Here is a 17,247-nt window from a genome sequence, read left to right on the forward strand (position 1 = left end):
AAACTCCGCAATCGCCCCGCAAATTACTCCAGAAAGAACACCGGGCGACGACCTCCCCGTTTCTGCGCGAATTTATCAACGCGCAACTTCTGGAGCGCAGCAAAGCAGCGTAGGATTCAACTAGGTCGGGACTGTATCTGGAGCCCTATCATGTTCGAGAGAAAGAATTCACACACGAAGTTCGCCCGGTTGGCGGCCGCCACCGGTATAGCCGCTGTTGCTGCGATTCCGGTCGTCGCAGCTGCGGCGCAAGCGCCCAGCGCCCGCGCAACGACGCCCACCTCTGCAACCCAACTCGTCGACAGCCCCGGCTGGGGTAACGGTGGCGGTTGGGGTCACGGCGGTGGCTGGGGTCACGGCGGTGGCTGGGGTCACGGCGGTGGCTGGGGTCACGGCGGTGGCTGGGGTCACGGCGGTGGCTGGGGTAACGGCCCAGGCTGGGGGAATCCCGGCTGGTGGAATTGGAATTGGTTCAACCCACCCGGATGGGGTGGCTGGGGCAGCTTCTAGCGCCGGTGACCGAGCCCGGACACGCACAGCGTGCCGGGCTCGGTCGCATCAAGTGCCGCTCATGTGAAGTCAGTTTCGACCAATCGGGCTGGAGCCGGTGACGAGATGAAGATTGTGTGTGTCGGTGGCGGGCCGGCCGGGTTGTACTTCGCCATTTCGATGAAGCGGCGCGACCCGGCGCATGACATCACGGTGATCGACCGCGATCCCGTCGGATCCACCTATGGCTGGGGCGTCGTGTACTGGGACGACCTGCTCGACATTCTGTATCGGAACGACCCCGACAGCGCCCGGGGGGTGCGCGCCGGCTCGGTTCTATGGCGTGAACAGGCAATCCATGTGCGCGACGACCAGACCGCGCACTTCGGGGGCTACGGGTTCAGCATGGGGCGCGCGGCATTGCTGGACGTACTTTCCCGCCGGGCGAGTGACTTGGGCGTCGATGTCCAGCACGGGCAAGAGGTCCACGATCTGTCCGGCTTCGTCGACGCTGATCTCATCGTCGCCGCCGACGGCGCGAACAGCCGGGTGCGGCAGCTGGGCGATCCTCGTTTCGGCACGTCCGTCACACTCGGCGAGAATCGATATATCTGGCTCGGTACGGACAAGGTTTTCACCCGCTTCACCTTCGCCTTCGAGCACACCTCAGCCGGTTGGATCTGGTTCCATGCCTACCCGTCGGTTGCCGGAAAAATCAGCACTTGCATCATCGAGTGCCAACCACAGACTTGGCATGGACTGGGATTCGATTCCCTGGACAACTCGGCGAACTTGCGTGTTCTCGAGAACATATTCACGCGCCTACTCGACGGTCACTCGTTGATCAGCAAGACGCGAGGCGAGTTCGCCAGGTGGAGCCGCTTTCCCGAGATAACCAACAAGACCTGGTATCACGACAACGTGGTGCTACTCGGCGATGCAGCGCACACGACGCATTTCACCATCGGCTCGGGCACCCGGTTGGCAATCGTCGACGCCGTCGTGCTCGCACAGAGCCTGTACGAACATGCCGAGGTCGCCGACGCGCTGGAGAACTACGAGGCGCAGCGGCGCGCTGCGCTGCGCCCGATACAGGCCGCCGCCCGTACCAGCATGATCTGGTTCGAACACGCCGACCGATATCTCGACCGCAGCGCCGTGCAGTTCGCCTATGCGATGGCGGCTCGGCACGGGCCACAAATGCCGTGGCGATACCAGCGACACCTGCTCACCCAGATACCCGTGGTGCGCAAGATCCGGCGTGGCATCGACTCCGGACAGCGGTGGTGGCGGGCTGCCCGCCGGGGGGAACTCGCGATGTACCAGGCGCGTCGGTCATGACGGCACTCCGGCAGGTTTCGTCACGGTGATCTCACTCGGGCGGCTGCTCGGGAGGGTTGCGGCCAGGGGCGCCGCTCAGGTCTCGGAGGCATTCCTTGTGTACGGGTTCGTACGGCATTCTGGACACCATGACGATCTCGCTCGAGCGGGCCGATTCCGTGGTTGCCGCCGCCCGCCGCGCTGCGGCCGAGCACCGGGAAACCGTCACGATCGCAGTGGTCGATGCCGCCGGCAAGCTGATCGCATTCGCACGGATGCCCGGCGCCTCGCTGCCTACCATCGACTCCGCCCAACACAAAGCTGCCGCCGCGATCGCGCTCGGCTTCGACACTATTCAGATGGCCCCACTCAACGACCCGGGTCATCTGTTGCCCGGGGCCGTGTCCTCTGACGATCCGTTCGTGCCACACGGTGGTGGGGTGCTCATACGCGCGGGCGTAGTCGCTATCGGCGCCCTCGGGGTATCCGGCGCGACAACCCCGATCGTCGATCACAAGATCGCGTCGGCGGCCGTCCTTTCGGACTGATGAATGGGGAACGTCGTCGGGAACACGGTCAGCGCGAAGAGTCGGAAAAAGACGAGCTGACCGGTGTGTTCGTCGGGGCAATTTCGACTGTGCTGCCGCAGCTGCAGGCGCTGGTCGATGACACCGGCGCCGACGAACTATTGGTCAAGACCGATCTGTACAGCCCGAGCGAACGATGCAGATCTTACGAGCTGCTGATGAACAACGAGGCATACCCGCTTACAGCGGTCAGATCATCACCAACGTCTCCTTGACACATCCGGTTCCACTCGAGTCCGAAGGCCAGGGGCTGATCGCTGTCCAGCACTGTGGTCGAAGATGGAGCCATGGCAGAGGAAGCGAGCGAGATTGCTCTGAGCGTGCAGGATCTTCGTGAGGTCACCGCGTTCGCCGCCAACTGTGCGCAGGTGGCAGTCGAGATATTCGAGGCGGATCAGCCGGGCGACTCGCGGCCTCGTGACGCGATCGACGCTGCGTGGGAGTTCGCTCGGGGTGGTAAGCGAGGAAAACTGCTGCGCGACACGGCTTGGGCGGCGCTGAAGGCATCCAAGGACGCGGATACCGCGGCTGCGCGGGAGGCGGCCCAGGCGGCGATGTCCGCGGCTGGCGCGGCGTACTTGCATCCGTTGGCCAAGGCCACCCAGGTCAAGCACATTCTCGGGGCAGGCGCTCACGCGGCGAGAGCGGCCGAGCTTGTCGCCGGTGACGATCGGAGCGTAGGCGCCCAACACGTCGAGCAAGCAGCACATCGTGCGACGCCAGCCGTGGTTGACGTGCTCAAACGCTTTCCGGCGGCCCCGGGTGGCGGTGGACGGGTCGGTGAGTTGATCCGCATGCTGGACGCCGCCCTTCGGCACGATGACCCCGAGGCCGAACCGGGCGAGTAGTTGCGGCGCCGGTCCGCCATCGGCAGACAGCCGATTTCCGCACCGACGGCTGGTGGTTCTCAGGTCACCGGCCTCGTTTCCTCGACCCGAACCACGCCGGCCGGATGGTGATCGTCGAGGAGTGGACCAGCGCGCAGGCACTCGCCGAACACTTCACGACCGCGCACTCCCGACACGTGAAGCAGGTGCTCGAATTCGTGCTCGCCGAGCCGATGATCATCCGCAAACTGGTCGCCGCCTCCACCGGGTGAACGTCGAGAGCCCCGCGCCGGAACCCCGACCGACAATTGCCATGTCACGGGTCGGGGTTGCGGACCGGGGCGAGACAACGGATTCGGAGTGGCCCGCAGGTCGGGAGCGATTCGCCGTCACAGGGCGGAGCCGAGGTTGCGGATATCTGACCTGGTGCGCCGCGGAACTCGGATTATGTTGCGAGACAGATGATTTGGCGTCCTACCTGAAGTCGTGGTGTTCGGAGGCCCTAGTGTGCTTGCTTGTGATCGAACCCTCCTCGCACCTTCGCGCGACGGCAGATGCCTACGATGCCGTCGCCGTCCGCTATGCCGAACTCCCCCGCGACGATCTCGAGGCCATCGCCCTGGATCGCGCGGTGCTCGCCGCGTTCGCCGAGCTCGCGCGGAGCACTGATCCCGGACTCGTCGCCGAACTCGGGTGCGGCCCCGGACCTGTGACCGCGCACCTGCGAGACCTGGGACTGGACGTCTTCGGCGTCGACCTGTCACCGGTGATGATCGAGCTCGCCCGCGAGACCTACCCGCAGTTGCGGTTCGAGGTCGGTTCCATGGACGCCTTGGACCTGGGTGACGGCGAACTGCGCGGCATCGTGTCCTGGTACTCGGTCATCCACGCCCCGCCGCAGGTCATCCCCTCGTACTTCGCCGAGTTCCATCGGGTGCTCGCCGCTGGTGGACATCTATTGCTCGCGTTCTTCGAATCGGAGAGCGAGCCGGTGACGGTGTTCGACCACAAAGTGACGGCAGCCTACCGGTGGCCGATCGACGACCTCGCAAGGCTGGCCCGCGCCGCCGGATTCGTCGAAATCGGCCGGATGCTGCGTGAACCGTGCGAGAACGAGCGGTTCCGCCGGGGCCATCTGCTGATGCGCCGAGGCGGGTAACCCGTCTGGAACACCGGTGCGAGCCGGTGGCCGATACAGCGGCTGCGATCGGCTCGACCGCTCCACCGTCGGAACGGCGACGGCGCACTGCGCTTCAGCGAGACCTTCTCCGATGCCACCCCTATCGCGGCCGCCATCATGCGCACCTGACCGGGGACCGATCAGCTGAGCCCGCCGAGGTTGCCGACTGGCGACCGCGTCGCACTCACGCCGCGACGTCGAACAACGTCAGTTCTTTCGGATTCCACTCTTTCGGATTCCACTCTTTCGGATTCCACGCGGACTCGGCGCGCAGTTCGGCACGCTCCCGGGCGGCGCAGGTCGGTCCGATTCCCTGGGCGACCGATTGCGGTGACAGGAGCCAACCGTGACAGCGACGGCAATGGGCGACCAGTCTCACCGTGGGGCGGTCATCAATGGTGGCCACTTCGTTCTCCTCTGGCCAGGCGACTACGTCGTCAGTCTGGCACGAGGCACCGACATGAACTCCGAATTCTCATCGGCTAGTGGGTGTTCAGCCGCGGGACGCCCTCGCCCGTGAGGTGTTCCTGCCCGGCGCGGCGACCGGTGACCAGCAGGAGCAGTGCGGCGGCCGGGCCTTCGACGAGAGGTCCGGAACCGGCGGCCCATCCGGCGTCGGTGGCGACGAGGTGATATCGCGACAGCTCGCGGGCTCGGAATCCATTCGTGGCCCAGGCTCTTTCTAGAGCCGATCGCGTCGCATCGACGGGCATCTGCCGGGTGATGCCGAGGGGCACCGCGATGTCCTGGCCGTGTACCAGCAGGTCCATCAGCCGATCGGCGGCAGTGGTGCCGATCGGCGTCGAGCGCAGAGTGATTCCCTCGCGCAGCGCGGCGAGCAGCTGTGCCGGAGTGGTGCGGTCGGCGAGACGGATCGCGGTCTCCCGGATGGCGCGGTCGAAGTCGCCACGGGCGCGCAGCACGTTGACCAGGATCCAGCCGAGGCCGGGGTTCGCGGAGAGCACGATGTGGGCGACGACATCACGAACCCGCCAGCCCTCGCACAGGGAACTGCGGTTCCAGTCGGACTCCGACAGAGTCTCCAGCAGTTCGATCAAACTCGCCCGTTCAGCGACGACCGCTCGCCACAGCTGGTCGGTCGTCATCGTCGCGCTACCGGTCATCAGCGTGCTCCTTCTCCGCAGGGGTGTTCCAGTACGGTAGGAACTCCACCCGGGTGGAGGTTCCAGCAATTGTGACCGACGACACACGACATACCGGCTCGGTGAGCATCGGGGAGTTGTCGCGGCTGACCGCCGTGCCGGTCCGCACCATCCGCTTCTACTGCGATCACGGGATCTTGGATTCGCACCGCACCACCGGGGGGCACCGGATCTTCGATCCCGGCACCGCGGTCGATCGACTGCTGCTGGTGCGCAGGCTGCGTGCGCTCGGCGTCTCTTTGACCGCGATAGCAGACGTCCTCGCAGGCACCGTCTCCCTCGCCGACGCGGTCGCCGCCGAACGTCGTGCGCTGGACACCGAACTGACCGCGTTGGCATGGCGGCGTGCCTCGTTGCGGGCTGTCGAAGACGCCGCGTCAACTCAACGGGCCGCTCGCTTGGAAGTGCTGGCCGCAGTCCAGGACCGCCACCGCACACACGACGCGATTGTGGCGTTCTGGCGACGCGTGCTCACACCCATTCCACCGGGCCTGCTCGACGAGTTCGTCACGATGAACGTGCCCGACCTACCGGACGACCCACCTGCCCATCACATCGCCGCTTACGCCGAACTGTTCTCTCTCACTGCGGATCCCGCGCTCCAGGCCGCTATGTCACGCCAGTTCTGGCGATCGAACCGGACCGCCATCCGCCACCGGAGTGAACTCCTCACCGGGGTCGCTGAGGCATGCCAGGCCGCCGGTCACCGGCTGCTCACCCACCAGCCGCCTCGGCCCGGCCCCGAGCTCGACCAGTTCGTCGACGCCCACGCCGCCGCCCGCGGCACCCGCGACACGCCACAGTTCCGCCACGAACTGCTCAGCGGCGCAACCGACGCCGATCACCGCATCCACCGCTACTGGCACCTCACCGACCGAATCACCCGCACCCCCACCGTCGGCGCCGCGCATCATTGGCTCTACCTCGCACTCACCCGATCCGTCGACGCACCCGGCTGACCGCGCGGCGCCGGGAGCACCTCGACGTCCGCGCCTCGACTCGACGCGGCCTGCCGATGTGCGCATCCCGGTGGAACCTCGGGGACCTGGAGAGCTGAGACGCGGCAGGCAGTGACGACCGCCGGACGCGGACGACACTCAGGAGGCCGCGGGATGGTGTCGCCCGGTCCTCCGTCTGCGCAGCTCCGGCCGCATAGCTGCCGATTGACCACAGCCGCATGAGATCCCGCACACGTCCTGAGGAAAGATGATGACCATGACCGCATCTCGACTGTTTCGTTCGTTGGTGGGTGCCGTGCCCGCGGTGCTCGCCGTCGTCAGCTTCACCGCGGCCGGAGGGGCCGCGACCGCCCAAGCCGCGCCCGGCATTCCTTCGGTCCCCGGTGTCGTGCAGCGCCTGCAGATCGCCCCTGGCCAGAACCACATCGAGGCCAGCGGCAACGTCGCCCAGGGCAAGGCCGACAGCTACTCCATCGCCACGGCGCCGGGGCAGCGCCTGAGCTTCGACGTCACCGGCAATGCCCGCGTCTCGGTGGCCCCGCTGATCGGGCCGCAGGTCGCCAACGAGGTCCCGCATGCCGATCTCGTCGCCGACGGCAACGACTACCAGGTCGTCGTCTCCTCCGCCGACGGCGGGCCGGCCGGCTACACCCTGACGATCACCGCCGTCTGACGCTCACCCTGCTGCCTGCCGGCCTGAGGTGTTCGCATCACGAACCTTCAGGTCGGCGGAAAGCGTACCCACCGGCTCCGACGGGCGCCTGCGACGACGCAGTGCCGTTGCGCACACGTGGGTGAACCGCGGCGTGCGACCCCTGGCGGCGAACTATGGTGAGGCGGTGCTGCTAGAACCAGGTGACCAGTTCGCGGGATTCGTCGTGCGGGGCCCGCTCGGACACGGGGGCAGCAGCGCGGTGTACCTGGCCGAGGATCCGGAATGGTCGCGGCCGGTGTCGCTGAAGATTCTGGGGCCCGAAGACAGCCGGTCGCCCGAGGCGCGCGCTCGGTTCGTGCACGAGTTCGACATCTTGTCGGCGCTGCGGCACCCCGACATCGTGCGGATGTACACGCACGGTGAAACCGACGGCAGGCTGTGGTCGGCGCACGAGTACGTGGCAGGCGCGACGGGCTCGACGCTGGTGCCGCATCGGCACCCGGATCTGCGGCAGGTGCTCCACGTGCTGCGGCATGTCGCGGCCGGACTCGACTTCGCCCACGCCAACGGGGTGGTCCATCTCGACGTGAAGCCGGCGAATGTGCTGGTCGGGACGGACGAGCCCGCGACGGTCAAGATCTCGGACTTCGATTCGGCCCGATGGCTGCACCGGCCCGAACCGCCTTTGGCCTCCAATGGTTTCGTCGTCGTGTCGGTGCCCTACGCCGCGCCGGAGCTGCTACGAGCGGACACCGTGTTCCCGGCGACGGACCAGTACGCACTGGCCTGTTCGGCCGTCGAACTGCTCACCGGTCACACACCGTTCGCTCGCGCGAACCTCATGGCCACCGCCGAGGCCCAGGCGCACGAGCCGCCTCCCCCGCTCTCCGCGCGCCACCGCTGGATCCCGCCCGAAGTCGACGCGATCCTGCACCGGTCGCTCGCCAAGGACCCCGGTGACCGCTACGACTCGTGCGGCGAGCCCATCCGCCTGCTCACCGAGGCACTCCGCGACATCGATCCCCGGCCCCTCGCTCCCATACTGAACCGCTTGAAAGTGACGTTCACACGATCGCAGCTGAGGAATGTCACCGTCGGACGGATCGGTGGCAAAGCGTTCAGCAATCGCCTCATGCACTGAGGAAGGTAGTGCCATTCGCAACCATCCGCTCGACCCGTAGCCTCGCCCCCATGTAGTGCGCTGGTTTTGCCGGTTCCCTTGCGAGCAGCCGGTGCGGCGGTCACGCTGAAAGTATGCGGACCCGCGATATCGAGGTCGGGTGCACCTATATGGTGCTGGTCCCGCAGCGCCTGCCGCGCAGTCGATACCCCGATTGCGACCAGCCGGGCTCGCTCACGTGGGCGTGGTCGTGGCTGCGCGGCGGCCGGTTCCGGCTCACTGTCACCAGGGTCGATCACACCAGCGATCCGACCACCGTCGAGGGCCTGCGGATCACCGCGAACTCGCGCATCGCCGTGATGCTGACTCCCGAGCAAGCCGATGCCCTCGGATTGCCGGACGGAGTGTTCCGGGTGCGTGGGACCTTGTTCGACGGCGAGGACCGGCCCGTGCGCCTGCCCGAGGTCGAACCGCTGCGGGTGCCGGCCCGCTGGCTGCGACCGGTCGAGCAGCCCTGCTTCACGCACCGCGACATCGATTGCTTCCCCTATTTGTGAACTGAGCCGCGATCGGCGGGTCACTCCACGCCGGGACTGCCTGCCTGCTTGCTTCGCGGTCGGCCGGCGGTCCCACCGGCCAGGAGTCCCTGGCGAGTCGGACGGATTCTCGGCTCACGCGGCGTAGGGCGCGATGAAACGCTCCAGGGCGTCCCAGAGTTCGGCTTCGCGCCGCGGGTCGTACGACTCCTCCGACGAGCGGGTCACCCGGTCGCGGTCGACATAGGCGCCGGTCGGCGCGGCGGTGGCGCCGAGGACGACGTCCGCGAGACAGCGCCCGGCGGCAGCGGGGCTGGTCGCGAACCGCGTGCGGGTCAGCACCGGCAGGACACGGCGCATCGCGAACCGGGACGCCGGACCGGCGTTGCGGGCGAGGTCGGTGCCGGGGACGAATCCCGGGTTGAAGCCGACGACATCGATCCCGGCCCGCAGGCGGCGCGCGTACTCGTGGACGAGGTAGATGGCGGCGAGTTTGCTCGTCGAGTACGCGGTGCGTCCGGCGGCGGTGCTGCGGGGCTCGGGAAACCCGCCAGGACGGGCGAGGACATCGGGCGACCGCCAGACCGGGCCGGGCACCATTCCCAAGTTGTGCGCGAAGTCGCCGAAGTGGGTGTCGCTCACCGTGATCACGATCCGGGCCGGGGTCTGGAAGCGATCCTCGAGCAGACGGACGAACAGATGGTTGGCGAGCACGTTGACGGCGAAGGTGGACTCGAATCCGCCGGGCCCCTCGGTGAGCGCGTTCGTGTACTGGATCCCCGCGTTGCCCACGAAACCGTGCAGCGGCGGCAGCTCGCCCCGGTCGAGCCTGCCGCGGATCTCGCCCGCCGCCGAACGCACACTGTCCGGTGCGCCGAGGTCAACGGCGACGTGCGACACCCCGCGGCCGGTCCCGCCGAGTTCGGCGGCCAGTCGTGCGCCGGTGGACCCGCGGGCGGCGACGACGAGATGCGCCTGCGGCGCCTCCCGGAGAATGCGCTCCGCGGCGACGCGGCCGATACCGCGACTCGCCCCGGTCATCACGATGGTCGACGGCATGGAACCTCCCGTATCGGTCTCCGACTGCCCGGTCGGGCGTCTCCAGAGTCGCCGCCGCGGCCCTCGGCAACCAGTGCCACGCCCGTCACCTGGACTGGCGGTACCCAGGCTGATCCGGCGCGCGGCGGCGAGAATGAAAGCGTGACTTCCGCTCGCTCCGGTTTCGGCGAACTCCTGCATGCCTGGCGGGATCGCCTGTCGCCTGCCGACGCAGGCTTCGCGGTGACGGGCGGCCGCCGCGCTCCGGGCCTGCGCCGGGAGGAACTCGCTCAGCTGGCCGGGCTCTCGGTGGACTACATCTTGCGCTTGGAGCAAGGCCGGGCGCGCAACCCTTCGGCGCAGGTGGTCGGCGCCCTCGCGCGAGCCCTGCAGCTGTCCCGGGCCGAGCGCGACGAGCTGTACCGCAGAGCCGGGCTCCTGCCGCCCCAGGACGGGACGATCGGCACGCATGTGCCCCCGGGCATCCAACGACTCACCGCGCGTCTCGGCGACGTCCCGATCGGGGTGTTCGCCGCCGACTGGACGCTCGTATGGTGGAACGGCATGTGGAGCGCCCTGCACGGTGACCCCTCGATGGTCCCGGCCGGTGAGCGCAACCTCGCGCGTGCCGTTTTCGGCGCGGGCGCGGCGCGCGCCTCGATCCGCCCCTTCCGGTCCGATCGCGCGGAAGGCGCGTTCGCGGCCTCGATCGTCGCCGATCTGAAGGACGCGATGTCTCGCTACCCCGCCGACGCCCGGCTCGATCGCCTCGTCCACGATCTGCGGACCACGTCCGAGGCCTTCGCCCAGCTCTGGACGAGGGCGACCGCGTCCCAGCACACGAGCGACCGGAAGACGATCCGGCACCCCGAGATCGGCGACATCACCCTCGACTGCGACGTGCTCGTCGTCCCGGGCGCGGACCTCCGCATGGTCACCTACACGGCCGCGGCCGGAAGCGACGACGCGGGGAAGCTCGATCTGCTCCGCGTCACGAATGGCCGGGCGGCGGGCACGCTTCCCTGAACCAGGCGCGCCCGCCTCCAACGCAGGTCGGAGCAAGCCGACGCGCAAGGCGCCCACCCGCACTCGGGCGGAGAGACAGAGGGCGGCCGATGTCCTCGACCCGGGTCAGTGCACGGGCTGGTCGGCCCAGGCCGGTGGCAGGGCGGCACTCGACACATCGGCGATCTCGTGCAGCCGCTGCGCGGGGAATCCCAAACGGCTCAATTGGATCAGCCCTTGGGCGACGACCACGACATTGGCGCTGACAGCCGAGAGCGCGGCTTCGTCATCGCCGCCGGCCTCGCGCATCGCGGGTCGCAGCCGGTCGGCGACGCCCTGTTCCATCTCCGTGGTGGTCCGGCTGCCGATGGTGGCGACTTCGGGGATCCGGCCGGCGAGCTGGGCGATGCTGTTGATCATCAGGCAGCCGCGCCGATCCGGCTGCGCGGCGCAGTCTTCGATGATCGCCTGGTACAGCGCGCGCACCGCGGCGCGCGCAGAACCGCCCGCCGAACCGATGGCCTCGCAGACCAGACGCGCGCGGCGCTGGCAATAACGTTCGAACGCGGCCAGGAACAGACCCTGCTTGCTGCCGTAGGCGGCGTAGATGCTTCCGTTCCCGACGCCGGTCGCCAGCGAGACGTCCTCCACCGATGTGCTGTCGAAACCCTTCGACCAGAACAGCTCGGTCGCGGCGTCGAGCAGGTTCGATTCGTCGAACTGGCGCGGCCGTCCCATGGGCTCACCGTACCAATCGGTGTGCGAGGTCCGGCACATCACTTGTTCTGGAGCCGCTCCTCCATAATACTGTTGACATGTCCCACAACTTCGCCACTCCGCCCAGCAAACGCGTGGGCATCCTGGTCTTCGACGGCGTGAAGATGCTCGACTTCGTCGGACCCGCGGAGGTGTTCGTCGAGGCGAATCAGTCGGTGGCGGGGTATGAGGTGGTTTTGGTCTCGGCCGATGGCAAGGACGCGCAGACCTCGATCGGCGCGCGGGTCGAGGTGAGCTGCGCGGCGGAGGACTCGGGCCGTTTCGACACGGTGGTGATCCCGGGCAGCGAGCTGCCACCCGGCAAATTCGTGACTCCCCAGGTTTTGGTTGCCGCGCGGCATCTCTCCTGCAACACGCGGCGGCTGGCATCCATCTGCAGTGGCGCGTTCGTGCTGGCCGATCTGGGCCTGTTCGACGGCAGGCGGGCGACCACCCACTGGAAATTCGCGGCCGAACTGGCGCGGCGCTACCCGTCGATCGAGGTGGATCCGGACGCGATCTTCGTGCGGGACGGCAATCTGTACAGCTCGGCGGGCGTCGCGGCGGGCGTCGACCTGGCGCTGGCGCTGGTCGAAGAGGACCACGGCGCCGACGTCACCCGGCTCGTGGCGCAGTCGCTGGTGGTGCACATGCAACGCGCGGGCGGTCAATCACAGTTCTCCGCGTCGCTGAGTGGACCGGCGCCGCGCAGCCCGCTGGTTCGCGGAGTCGTGGACCTCATCTGCGCCGACCCGGCGTATCCGCACACCGTCCAGACACTGGCCGCCCACGCGCGGGTCAGCGTCCGGCATCTCACGCGGCTGTTCCGGGCGGAACTCCAACGCTCGCCCGCGGAGTACGTCGCGTTCATCCGTTTCGGAACGGCCCGGGACATGCTGCACGCCGGATACAGCGTGACGGAGGCCGCCATGGCCGCGGGCTACGGAACCAGCGAGGCGTTGCGCCGCGCGTTCGTGACCCGTTTGGGCATCTCCCCGCGCAAGTACCAGCAGCGCTTCCGATCGACCGCCCGCACGGATCTGGTGATGGAGCAGGCCGTGTCCTGATCGGAGGCTTTTGTGGCCCGTGGGGAGGGGCGCGAAGCGGGGCGTGCGGCCGAGACTGAGTCGGCCACAGCGCCACATGCGAGCGCTGGAGAAAGGAACACCATGTCAGCCCCGGCAAGTCCCACCATCGTTCTGGTGCACGGCGCCTTCGCCGACGCCGCGAGCTGGGCCCCCGTCACCGAACGGCTGCTCGACCAAGGCCATCGCGTTCTGGTCCCCCCGGTGTTCAATCGCAGCCTGTCGGCCGACGCGGCCTACATCAAGTCGTTCGTGGAGCAGATCGACGGGCCCGTGCTGCTGGTCGGGCATTCCTATGGCGGGGCGGTCATCACCGTGGCCGGCGTCGCCGACAACGTCGTGGGCTTGGTCTACGTGTCCGGCTACGCCCTGGAGGAAGGCGAGAGCCTCGGGCAGTTGCAGAGCGGGTTCCCGGATTCCGACCTGGCGGCCGACCTCGTCTACGCGCCGTACCCGATCGAGGGCGCCGAGCCCGGCACGGACGTCTCGGTCGACATCGCCGCCTTCCCCGCGATCTTCGCCGCGGGCCTCGATCCGGCGAAGGCCGCGGTCCTCGCGGTCTCGCAACGGCCGCTGTCGGCGATCGCGTTCGGCGAGCCCGCCTCGGCGGCCGCGTGGAAGACGAAACCGGCCTGGGGCATCGTGTCCAGCGCCGACCACACGATCAATCCCGACGTCGAACGATTCGGCTACAAGCGAGCCGGATTCCGCGCCGTGGTCGAGATCGACGGACCACACCTGGTGATGCAGACCCACCCCGACGACGTCGTGGCCGTCATCACCGAGGCGATCGCCCACTCGGCCTGAGCCACAACAGTTCCCACCACACTTACCAGAGAGGCACGATCATGTCAGGAAACCCGCTGGGCATCTCGCTCGAACAAGCGGCGCAGGAGTTCGTCGACGCGACCTCGCAGCCGCCGTTCCTCTACCAGCTCCCGCCCGAAGAGGGCCGCAAAGCGGTGGACTCCGTGCAGGACGCGCCGATCTTCAAGCCCGAGGTCGACGAGGAGTGGATCACCGTCGAGGGCGGGCCGACCGGCTCGGTGCGGGCCCGGATCGTCAAGCCGCAGGGCGTCACCGAGATGCTGCCGGTGATCGTCTACACCCACGGCGCGGGATGGGTGTTCGGCGACGCGCACACCCATGACCGCCTGGTGCGCGATCTCGCCGTCGGCGCCGACGCCGCCGTGGTGTTCCCCGAATACGATCGGTCGCCGGATGTGCGCTACCCGGTGGCCAACGAGCAGTCCTATCGCGTCGCCCAATGGGTCACCGCCAACGGCGCGGAGAAGGGCCTCGACTCGTCCCGGATCGCGATCGCGGGTGACTCGGTCGGCGGCAACATGGCCATCGCGCTGACCCTGATGGCCAAGGAGCGCGGCGACGTCTCCTTCGCGCAGCAGGTGCTGTTCTACCCGGTGACCGACGCCAACTTCGACACCGGCTCCTACCAGCAGTTCGCCGAGGGGTACTTCCTCACGCGCGAGGGCATGAAGTGGTTCTGGGATCAGTACACCACCAGCGCGGACGAGCGCGCGCAGATCACCGTCTCGCCGCTGCGCGCGACCACCGAGCAGCTGGCCGGGCTGCCGCCCGCGCTGGTCATCACCGCCGAAGCCGACGTGCTGCGCGACGAGGGCGAGGCCTTCGCGGGCAAGTTGCGCGCCGCGGGCGTGCCGGTCACGCAGGTGCGCTACGGCGGCATCGTCCACGACTTCGTGATGGTCAACTCGCTGCACGACACCCATGCCGCCAAGGCCGCGGTAGCGCAGGCCGTCGCTACGCTGCGGTCCGCCCTGCACCCCGCCTGACCCGGAAGGAACCACACTCGTGAGCACCGATACTTCCGCGCCGACCATCGTGCTGGTCCACGGGGCGTTCGCCGACTCCTCCAGCTGGAACGGGGTCGTCGAACGGCTGCGCGCACAAGGGCATTCCGTGATCGCGGCCGCCAACCCGCTGCGCGGACTCGACAGCGACGCCGCCTATGTGGCCTCGGTTCTCGACTCCGTGGAAGGGCCGTGCGTTCTGGTCGGCCATTCCTACGGCGGGAGCGTCATCACGGTCGCTGCCGCTGGGAAGACGAATGTCGAAGCGCTCGTCTACATCGCCGCATTCATCCCGGACGAGGGTGAGAGCGCACTGCAATTGACGGACAAGTTCCCCGGATCGACGCTCGGCCCGACCACCCGGCCCGCCTCCTACCCGCTTCCCGACGGGGGCACCGGTACCGAGCTCTACATCCGGCAAGAGGAATTCCACCAGCAGTTCGCCGCCGACGTGCCCGCCGCCACCGCCGAACTGATGGCCGTGACACAGCGGCCGGTGGCCTTGGACGCCTTGCAACAGCCCGCGACCGCCGCCGCCTGGCGAGGCATCCCGTCGTTCGCGCTGATCACCGGCGAGGACAAGAACATTCCGGTGGAAGCGCAGCGATTCATGGCGCAACGCGCGGGAGCCGATGCCGTCGAGGTCTCGGCCTCCCACGCGGTCTCGGTGTCCGCGCCCGACGTGGTCGCCGCGCTGATCGCGCGAGCAGCGGCAGGCGGGTAGTACAGCCTCAGCAGCTCCGCGCGGCAGGGATTTCACCTCCGCGCGGGACTGCTGAGACCGTCGTCGGTCCAGGCATTCGTCGCGGGGAACCACAGCCATCCGCCTTTCAGGTCTCAGGCCGTGGCGAAGCCGCCGAGCGAGGATTCGGTGGGATCGGATCTGCTCGACGGCGATCGGGGCCCTCAGTCGCAGACGGCCCCGATCGAGGCCGAGCCCACCAGCTTCGTGTACTTGGCCAGGACGCCGCGGGTGTAGCGGGGCGGCACGGGCTTCCAGCCTTCGCGACGGCGGGCGAGTTCGTCGGCGTCGACCAACAGGTCGAGGGTGCCCGCGGCGACGTCGAGGCGGATCGGGTCGCCGTGGCGCACGAAGGCGATCGGGCCGCCGTCCACGGCTTCCGGTGCGACGTGCCCGACACACAGGCCGGTGGTGCCGCCGGAGAAGCGTCCGTCGGTGAGCAGCAGGACGTCCTTGCCCAGTCCCGCTCCTTTGATGGCGGCGGTGATGGCCAGCATCTCACGCATCCCGGGACCGCCTTTCGGGCCCTCGTACCGGATGACGACCACGTCACCCGCCGCGATCGTGCCGTCCTCGAGCGCGTCCATCGCTGCTCGTTCCCCGTCGAAAACGCGGGCCGTGCCGGTGAATACGTCGGAGTCGAAGCCCGCCGACTTGACGACGGCGCCATCCGGCGCGAGCGAACCGGACAGGATGGTGATGCCACCGGTCGGATGGATCGGCGACGCCATCGCGCGGATCACCTTGCCGTCGGGATCCGGCGGGGCGATGTGGGCCAGGTTCTCCGCCACCGTCTTTCCCGTCACGGTCAGGCAGTCACCGTGCAGCAAGCCGGCATCGAGCAAAGCCTTCATCATGACCGGCACGCCGCCGATCCGGTCCACGTCGGTCATCACGTGCTTACCGAAGGGTTTGACGTCGGCGAGGTGCGGCACGCGGCGACCGACGCGCGCGAAATCGTCCAGCGACAGATCGACGTTCGCCTCGTGCGCGATGGCCAGCAGGTGCAGCACCGCGTTGGTGGAGCCGCCGAACGCCATGACGACCGCGATCGCGTTCTCGAACGCGGGTTTGGTCAGGATGTCGGAGGGGGTGATGCCCTGCCGGATCAACTCGACCACTGCCTCGCCGCTGCGGCGGGCGTAACCGTCGCGGCGACGATCGGTCGCGGGGGGTGCCGCGCTGCCGGGCAGCGACATGCCCAGCGCTTCGGCCGCGCTGGCCATGGTGTTGGCGGTGTACATGCCGCCGCAGGCGCCCTCGCCGGGGCAGATCGCCCGTTCGATGGCGGCGACGTCCTCGCGGCTCATCAGCCCGCGGGCGCAGGCGCCGACCGCTTCGAACGCGTCGATGATCGTCACCTCGCGCTCGCTGCCGTCGGAGAGCTTGGCGATGCCGGGCAGGATCGACCCCGCGTAGAGGAACACACTCGCCAGGTTCAGCCGGGCCGCGGCCATCAGCATCCCGGGCAGCGATTTGTCGCAGCCGGCCAGCAGCACCGAGCCGTCGAGCCGCTCGGCCTGCATCACCGTCTCGACGCTGTCGGCGATCACCTCACGCGAAACCAAGGAGAAATGCATTCCCTCGTGACCCATGGAGATGCCGTCGGAGACCGAGATGGTGCCGAACTGCATGGGGAAGCCGCCGCCGGAGAAGACGCCGTCCTTGCAACCTCGGGCGAGCCGGTCCAGGGACAGATTGCAGGGAGTGATCTCGTTCCACGAGGAGGCCACGCCGATCTGCGGCTTCTCCCAGTCGTCGTCGCCCATGCCGACCGCGCGCAGCATCCCTCGGGCGGCGGTCTTCTCCAGGCCGTCGGTGACGTCACGGCTGCGCGGCTTGAGATCGGAGACCTTCGAATTCTCGGGCATGGTTTCCCATCATGCTCGCCTCCGCTCGGATTACGGCGGCGACCACGCCGAATCCGCCCATATCGCCGCACTCGTCCGCCCA

Annotated in this window: 20 protein-coding genes; 15 read left to right on the top strand and 5 right to left on the bottom strand. The window is 68.3% G+C overall.

Features of this window, described 5'->3' with window-relative positions:
• Positions 1-540: 540 nt before the first annotated feature.
• The 6 genes from NA8_RS16955 (at position 541) to NA8_RS16975 (ending at position 4,382) form a co-directional block, all read left to right on the top strand.
• The gene (locus NA8_RS16955) at positions 541-1,830 is read left to right on the top strand and encodes an FAD-dependent monooxygenase (protein ID WP_218019476.1); all 1,290 of its coding nucleotides are present in this window, start codon (positions 541-543) and stop codon (positions 1,828-1,830) included.
• Between the two features lie 128 nt (positions 1,831-1,958).
• Positions 1,959-2,357 (top strand): GlcG/HbpS family heme-binding protein, encoded by a 399-nt coding sequence (locus tag NA8_RS16960; RefSeq protein WP_063051369.1) that lies wholly within the window; start codon positions 1,959-1,961, stop codon positions 2,355-2,357.
• Positions 2,357-2,611: a hypothetical protein gene (locus tag NA8_RS16965; RefSeq protein WP_063051370.1), complete on the top strand. Its 255-nt coding sequence runs from the start codon at positions 2,357-2,359 to the stop codon at positions 2,609-2,611. The genes NA8_RS16960 and NA8_RS16965 overlap by 1 nt, the downstream gene beginning before the upstream one ends.
• A gap of 72 nt (positions 2,612-2,683) precedes the next feature.
• The gene (locus tag NA8_RS16970) at positions 2,684-3,244 is read left to right on the top strand and encodes a putative immunity protein (RefSeq protein ID WP_063051371.1); all 561 of its coding nucleotides are present in this window, start codon (positions 2,684-2,686) and stop codon (positions 3,242-3,244) included.
• A 104-nt stretch (positions 3,245-3,348) separates the two neighbouring features.
• Entirely contained in the window at positions 3,349-3,495 is a 147-nt protein-coding gene (locus tag NA8_RS33835) for an NIPSNAP family protein (RefSeq protein ID WP_157106751.1), read from the top strand.
• Positions 3,496-3,740: 245 nt separating this feature from the next.
• Positions 3,741-4,382, top strand: coding sequence for a class I SAM-dependent DNA methyltransferase (locus NA8_RS16975; protein WP_063051372.1), 642 nt, complete (start codon positions 3,741-3,743; stop codon positions 4,380-4,382).
• A gap of 205 nt (positions 4,383-4,587) precedes the next feature.
• On the opposite strand, the gene NA8_RS16980 is transcribed toward NA8_RS16975, so the two are convergent.
• Both NA8_RS16980 and NA8_RS16985 read right to left on the bottom strand, forming a co-directional pair.
• Positions 4,588-4,809, bottom strand: coding sequence for a DUF6011 domain-containing protein (locus tag NA8_RS16980; RefSeq protein ID WP_063051373.1), 222 nt, complete (start codon positions 4,807-4,809; stop codon positions 4,588-4,590).
• Positions 4,810-4,885: 76 nt separating this feature from the next.
• A complete protein-coding gene (locus NA8_RS16985; protein ID WP_063051374.1) occupies positions 4,886-5,527 on the bottom strand; it encodes a maleylpyruvate isomerase family mycothiol-dependent enzyme in 642 nt (213 codons plus the stop codon).
• Positions 5,528-5,598: 71 nt separating this feature from the next.
• Here NA8_RS16985 and NA8_RS16990 point away from each other — a divergent pair, with 71 nt between their 5' ends.
• The 4 genes from NA8_RS16990 (at position 5,599) to NA8_RS17005 (ending at position 8,857) form a co-directional block, all read left to right on the top strand.
• The gene (locus tag NA8_RS16990; protein WP_063051375.1) at positions 5,599-6,525 is read left to right on the top strand and encodes a MerR family transcriptional regulator; all 927 of its coding nucleotides are present in this window, start codon (positions 5,599-5,601) and stop codon (positions 6,523-6,525) included.
• Positions 6,526-6,781: 256 nt separating this feature from the next.
• The gene (locus NA8_RS16995) at positions 6,782-7,198 is read left to right on the top strand and encodes a hypothetical protein (protein ID WP_157106752.1); all 417 of its coding nucleotides are present in this window, start codon (positions 6,782-6,784) and stop codon (positions 7,196-7,198) included.
• A 166-nt stretch (positions 7,199-7,364) separates the two neighbouring features.
• Entirely contained in the window at positions 7,365-8,321 is a 957-nt protein-coding gene (locus NA8_RS17000) for a serine/threonine-protein kinase (protein ID WP_169810518.1), read from the top strand.
• Between the two features lie 113 nt (positions 8,322-8,434).
• On the top strand, positions 8,435-8,857 hold the full coding sequence (locus NA8_RS17005) for a hypothetical protein (protein ID WP_063051378.1): 423 nt from the start codon (positions 8,435-8,437) through the stop codon (positions 8,855-8,857).
• Between the two features lie 114 nt (positions 8,858-8,971).
• Here NA8_RS17005 and NA8_RS17010 read toward each other — a convergent pair whose 3' ends face one another.
• Positions 8,972-9,895: an SDR family NAD(P)-dependent oxidoreductase gene (locus tag NA8_RS17010; RefSeq protein WP_063051379.1), complete on the bottom strand. Its 924-nt coding sequence runs from the start codon at positions 9,893-9,895 to the stop codon at positions 8,972-8,974.
• Positions 9,896-10,036: 141 nt separating this feature from the next.
• On the opposite strand from NA8_RS17010, the gene NA8_RS17015 reads away from it, so the two are divergent.
• Positions 10,037-10,900, top strand: a complete 864-nt coding sequence (locus tag NA8_RS17015) for a helix-turn-helix transcriptional regulator (RefSeq protein ID WP_084466877.1) — start codon at positions 10,037-10,039, stop codon at positions 10,898-10,900.
• 105 nt (positions 10,901-11,005) lie between these two features.
• On the opposite strand, the gene NA8_RS17020 is transcribed toward NA8_RS17015, so the two are convergent.
• Positions 11,006-11,617 carry a TetR/AcrR family transcriptional regulator gene (locus NA8_RS17020; protein WP_063051380.1) on the bottom strand — a complete coding sequence of 204 codons (612 nt, stop codon included), beginning with the start codon at positions 11,615-11,617 and terminating at the stop codon, positions 11,006-11,008.
• A 77-nt stretch (positions 11,618-11,694) separates the two neighbouring features.
• Here NA8_RS17020 and NA8_RS17025 point away from each other — a divergent pair, with 77 nt between their 5' ends.
• The 4 genes from NA8_RS17025 (at position 11,695) to NA8_RS17040 (ending at position 15,276) form a co-directional block, all read left to right on the top strand.
• The gene (locus NA8_RS17025; protein ID WP_063051381.1) at positions 11,695-12,702 is read left to right on the top strand and encodes a GlxA family transcriptional regulator; all 1,008 of its coding nucleotides are present in this window, start codon (positions 11,695-11,697) and stop codon (positions 12,700-12,702) included.
• Between the two features lie 102 nt (positions 12,703-12,804).
• Complete coding sequence (locus tag NA8_RS17030) at positions 12,805-13,527, top strand: alpha/beta fold hydrolase (RefSeq protein ID WP_063051382.1); 723 nt, start codon at positions 12,805-12,807, stop codon at positions 13,525-13,527.
• 41 nt (positions 13,528-13,568) lie between these two features.
• A complete protein-coding gene (locus NA8_RS17035) occupies positions 13,569-14,534 on the top strand; it encodes an alpha/beta hydrolase (protein ID WP_063051383.1) in 966 nt (321 codons plus the stop codon).
• 19 nt (positions 14,535-14,553) lie between these two features.
• Positions 14,554-15,276: an alpha/beta fold hydrolase gene (locus NA8_RS17040; protein ID WP_063051384.1), complete on the top strand. Its 723-nt coding sequence runs from the start codon at positions 14,554-14,556 to the stop codon at positions 15,274-15,276.
• Positions 15,277-15,458: 182 nt separating this feature from the next.
• Here NA8_RS17040 and ilvD read toward each other — a convergent pair whose 3' ends face one another.
• Positions 15,459-17,165 carry a dihydroxy-acid dehydratase gene (gene ilvD, locus NA8_RS17045; protein ID WP_063051385.1) on the bottom strand — a complete coding sequence of 569 codons (1,707 nt, stop codon included), beginning with the start codon at positions 17,163-17,165 and terminating at the stop codon, positions 15,459-15,461.
• Between the last annotated feature and the right edge of the window lie 82 nt (positions 17,166-17,247).

The sequence above is a fragment of the Nocardia arthritidis NBRC 100137 genome (genome assembly GCF_001612765.1).
Taxonomy (GTDB): domain Bacteria; phylum Actinomycetota; class Actinomycetes; order Mycobacteriales; family Mycobacteriaceae; genus Nocardia; species Nocardia arthritidis.

What these genes read in the sequence shown, in the direction of transcription:
- NA8_RS16985 (WP_063051374.1), bottom strand. Translation starts at nt 5,527, where the DNA reads ATGACCGGTAGCGCGACGATGACGACCGACCAGCTGTGGCGAGCGGTC.
- NA8_RS17035 (WP_063051383.1), top strand. Translation starts at nt 13,569, where the DNA reads ATGTCAGGAAACCCGCTGGGCATCTCGCTCGAACAAGCGGCGCAGGAG.
- NA8_RS33835 (WP_157106751.1), top strand. Translation starts at nt 3,349, where the DNA reads ATGGTGATCGTCGAGGAGTGGACCAGCGCGCAGGCACTCGCCGAACAC.
- NA8_RS17030 (WP_063051382.1), top strand. Translation starts at nt 12,805, where the DNA reads ATGTCAGCCCCGGCAAGTCCCACCATCGTTCTGGTGCACGGCGCCTTC.
- NA8_RS17020 (WP_063051380.1), bottom strand. Translation starts at nt 11,617, where the DNA reads ATGGGACGGCCGCGCCAGTTCGACGAATCGAACCTGCTCGACGCCGCG.
- NA8_RS16970 (WP_063051371.1), top strand. Translation starts at nt 2,684, where the DNA reads ATGGCAGAGGAAGCGAGCGAGATTGCTCTGAGCGTGCAGGATCTTCGT.
- NA8_RS16965 (WP_063051370.1), top strand. Translation starts at nt 2,357, where the DNA reads ATGAATGGGGAACGTCGTCGGGAACACGGTCAGCGCGAAGAGTCGGAA.
- NA8_RS16995 (WP_157106752.1), top strand. Translation starts at nt 6,782, where the DNA reads ATGACCGCATCTCGACTGTTTCGTTCGTTGGTGGGTGCCGTGCCCGCG.
- NA8_RS17025 (WP_063051381.1), top strand. Translation starts at nt 11,695, where the DNA reads ATGTCCCACAACTTCGCCACTCCGCCCAGCAAACGCGTGGGCATCCTG.
- NA8_RS17010 (WP_063051379.1), bottom strand. Translation starts at nt 9,895, where the DNA reads ATGCCGTCGACCATCGTGATGACCGGGGCGAGTCGCGGTATCGGCCGC.
- NA8_RS16960 (WP_063051369.1), top strand. Translation starts at nt 1,959, where the DNA reads ATGACGATCTCGCTCGAGCGGGCCGATTCCGTGGTTGCCGCCGCCCGC.
- ilvD (WP_063051385.1), bottom strand. Translation starts at nt 17,165, where the DNA reads ATGCCCGAGAATTCGAAGGTCTCCGATCTCAAGCCGCGCAGCCGTGAC.
- NA8_RS17005 (WP_063051378.1), top strand. Translation starts at nt 8,435, where the DNA reads ATGCGGACCCGCGATATCGAGGTCGGGTGCACCTATATGGTGCTGGTC.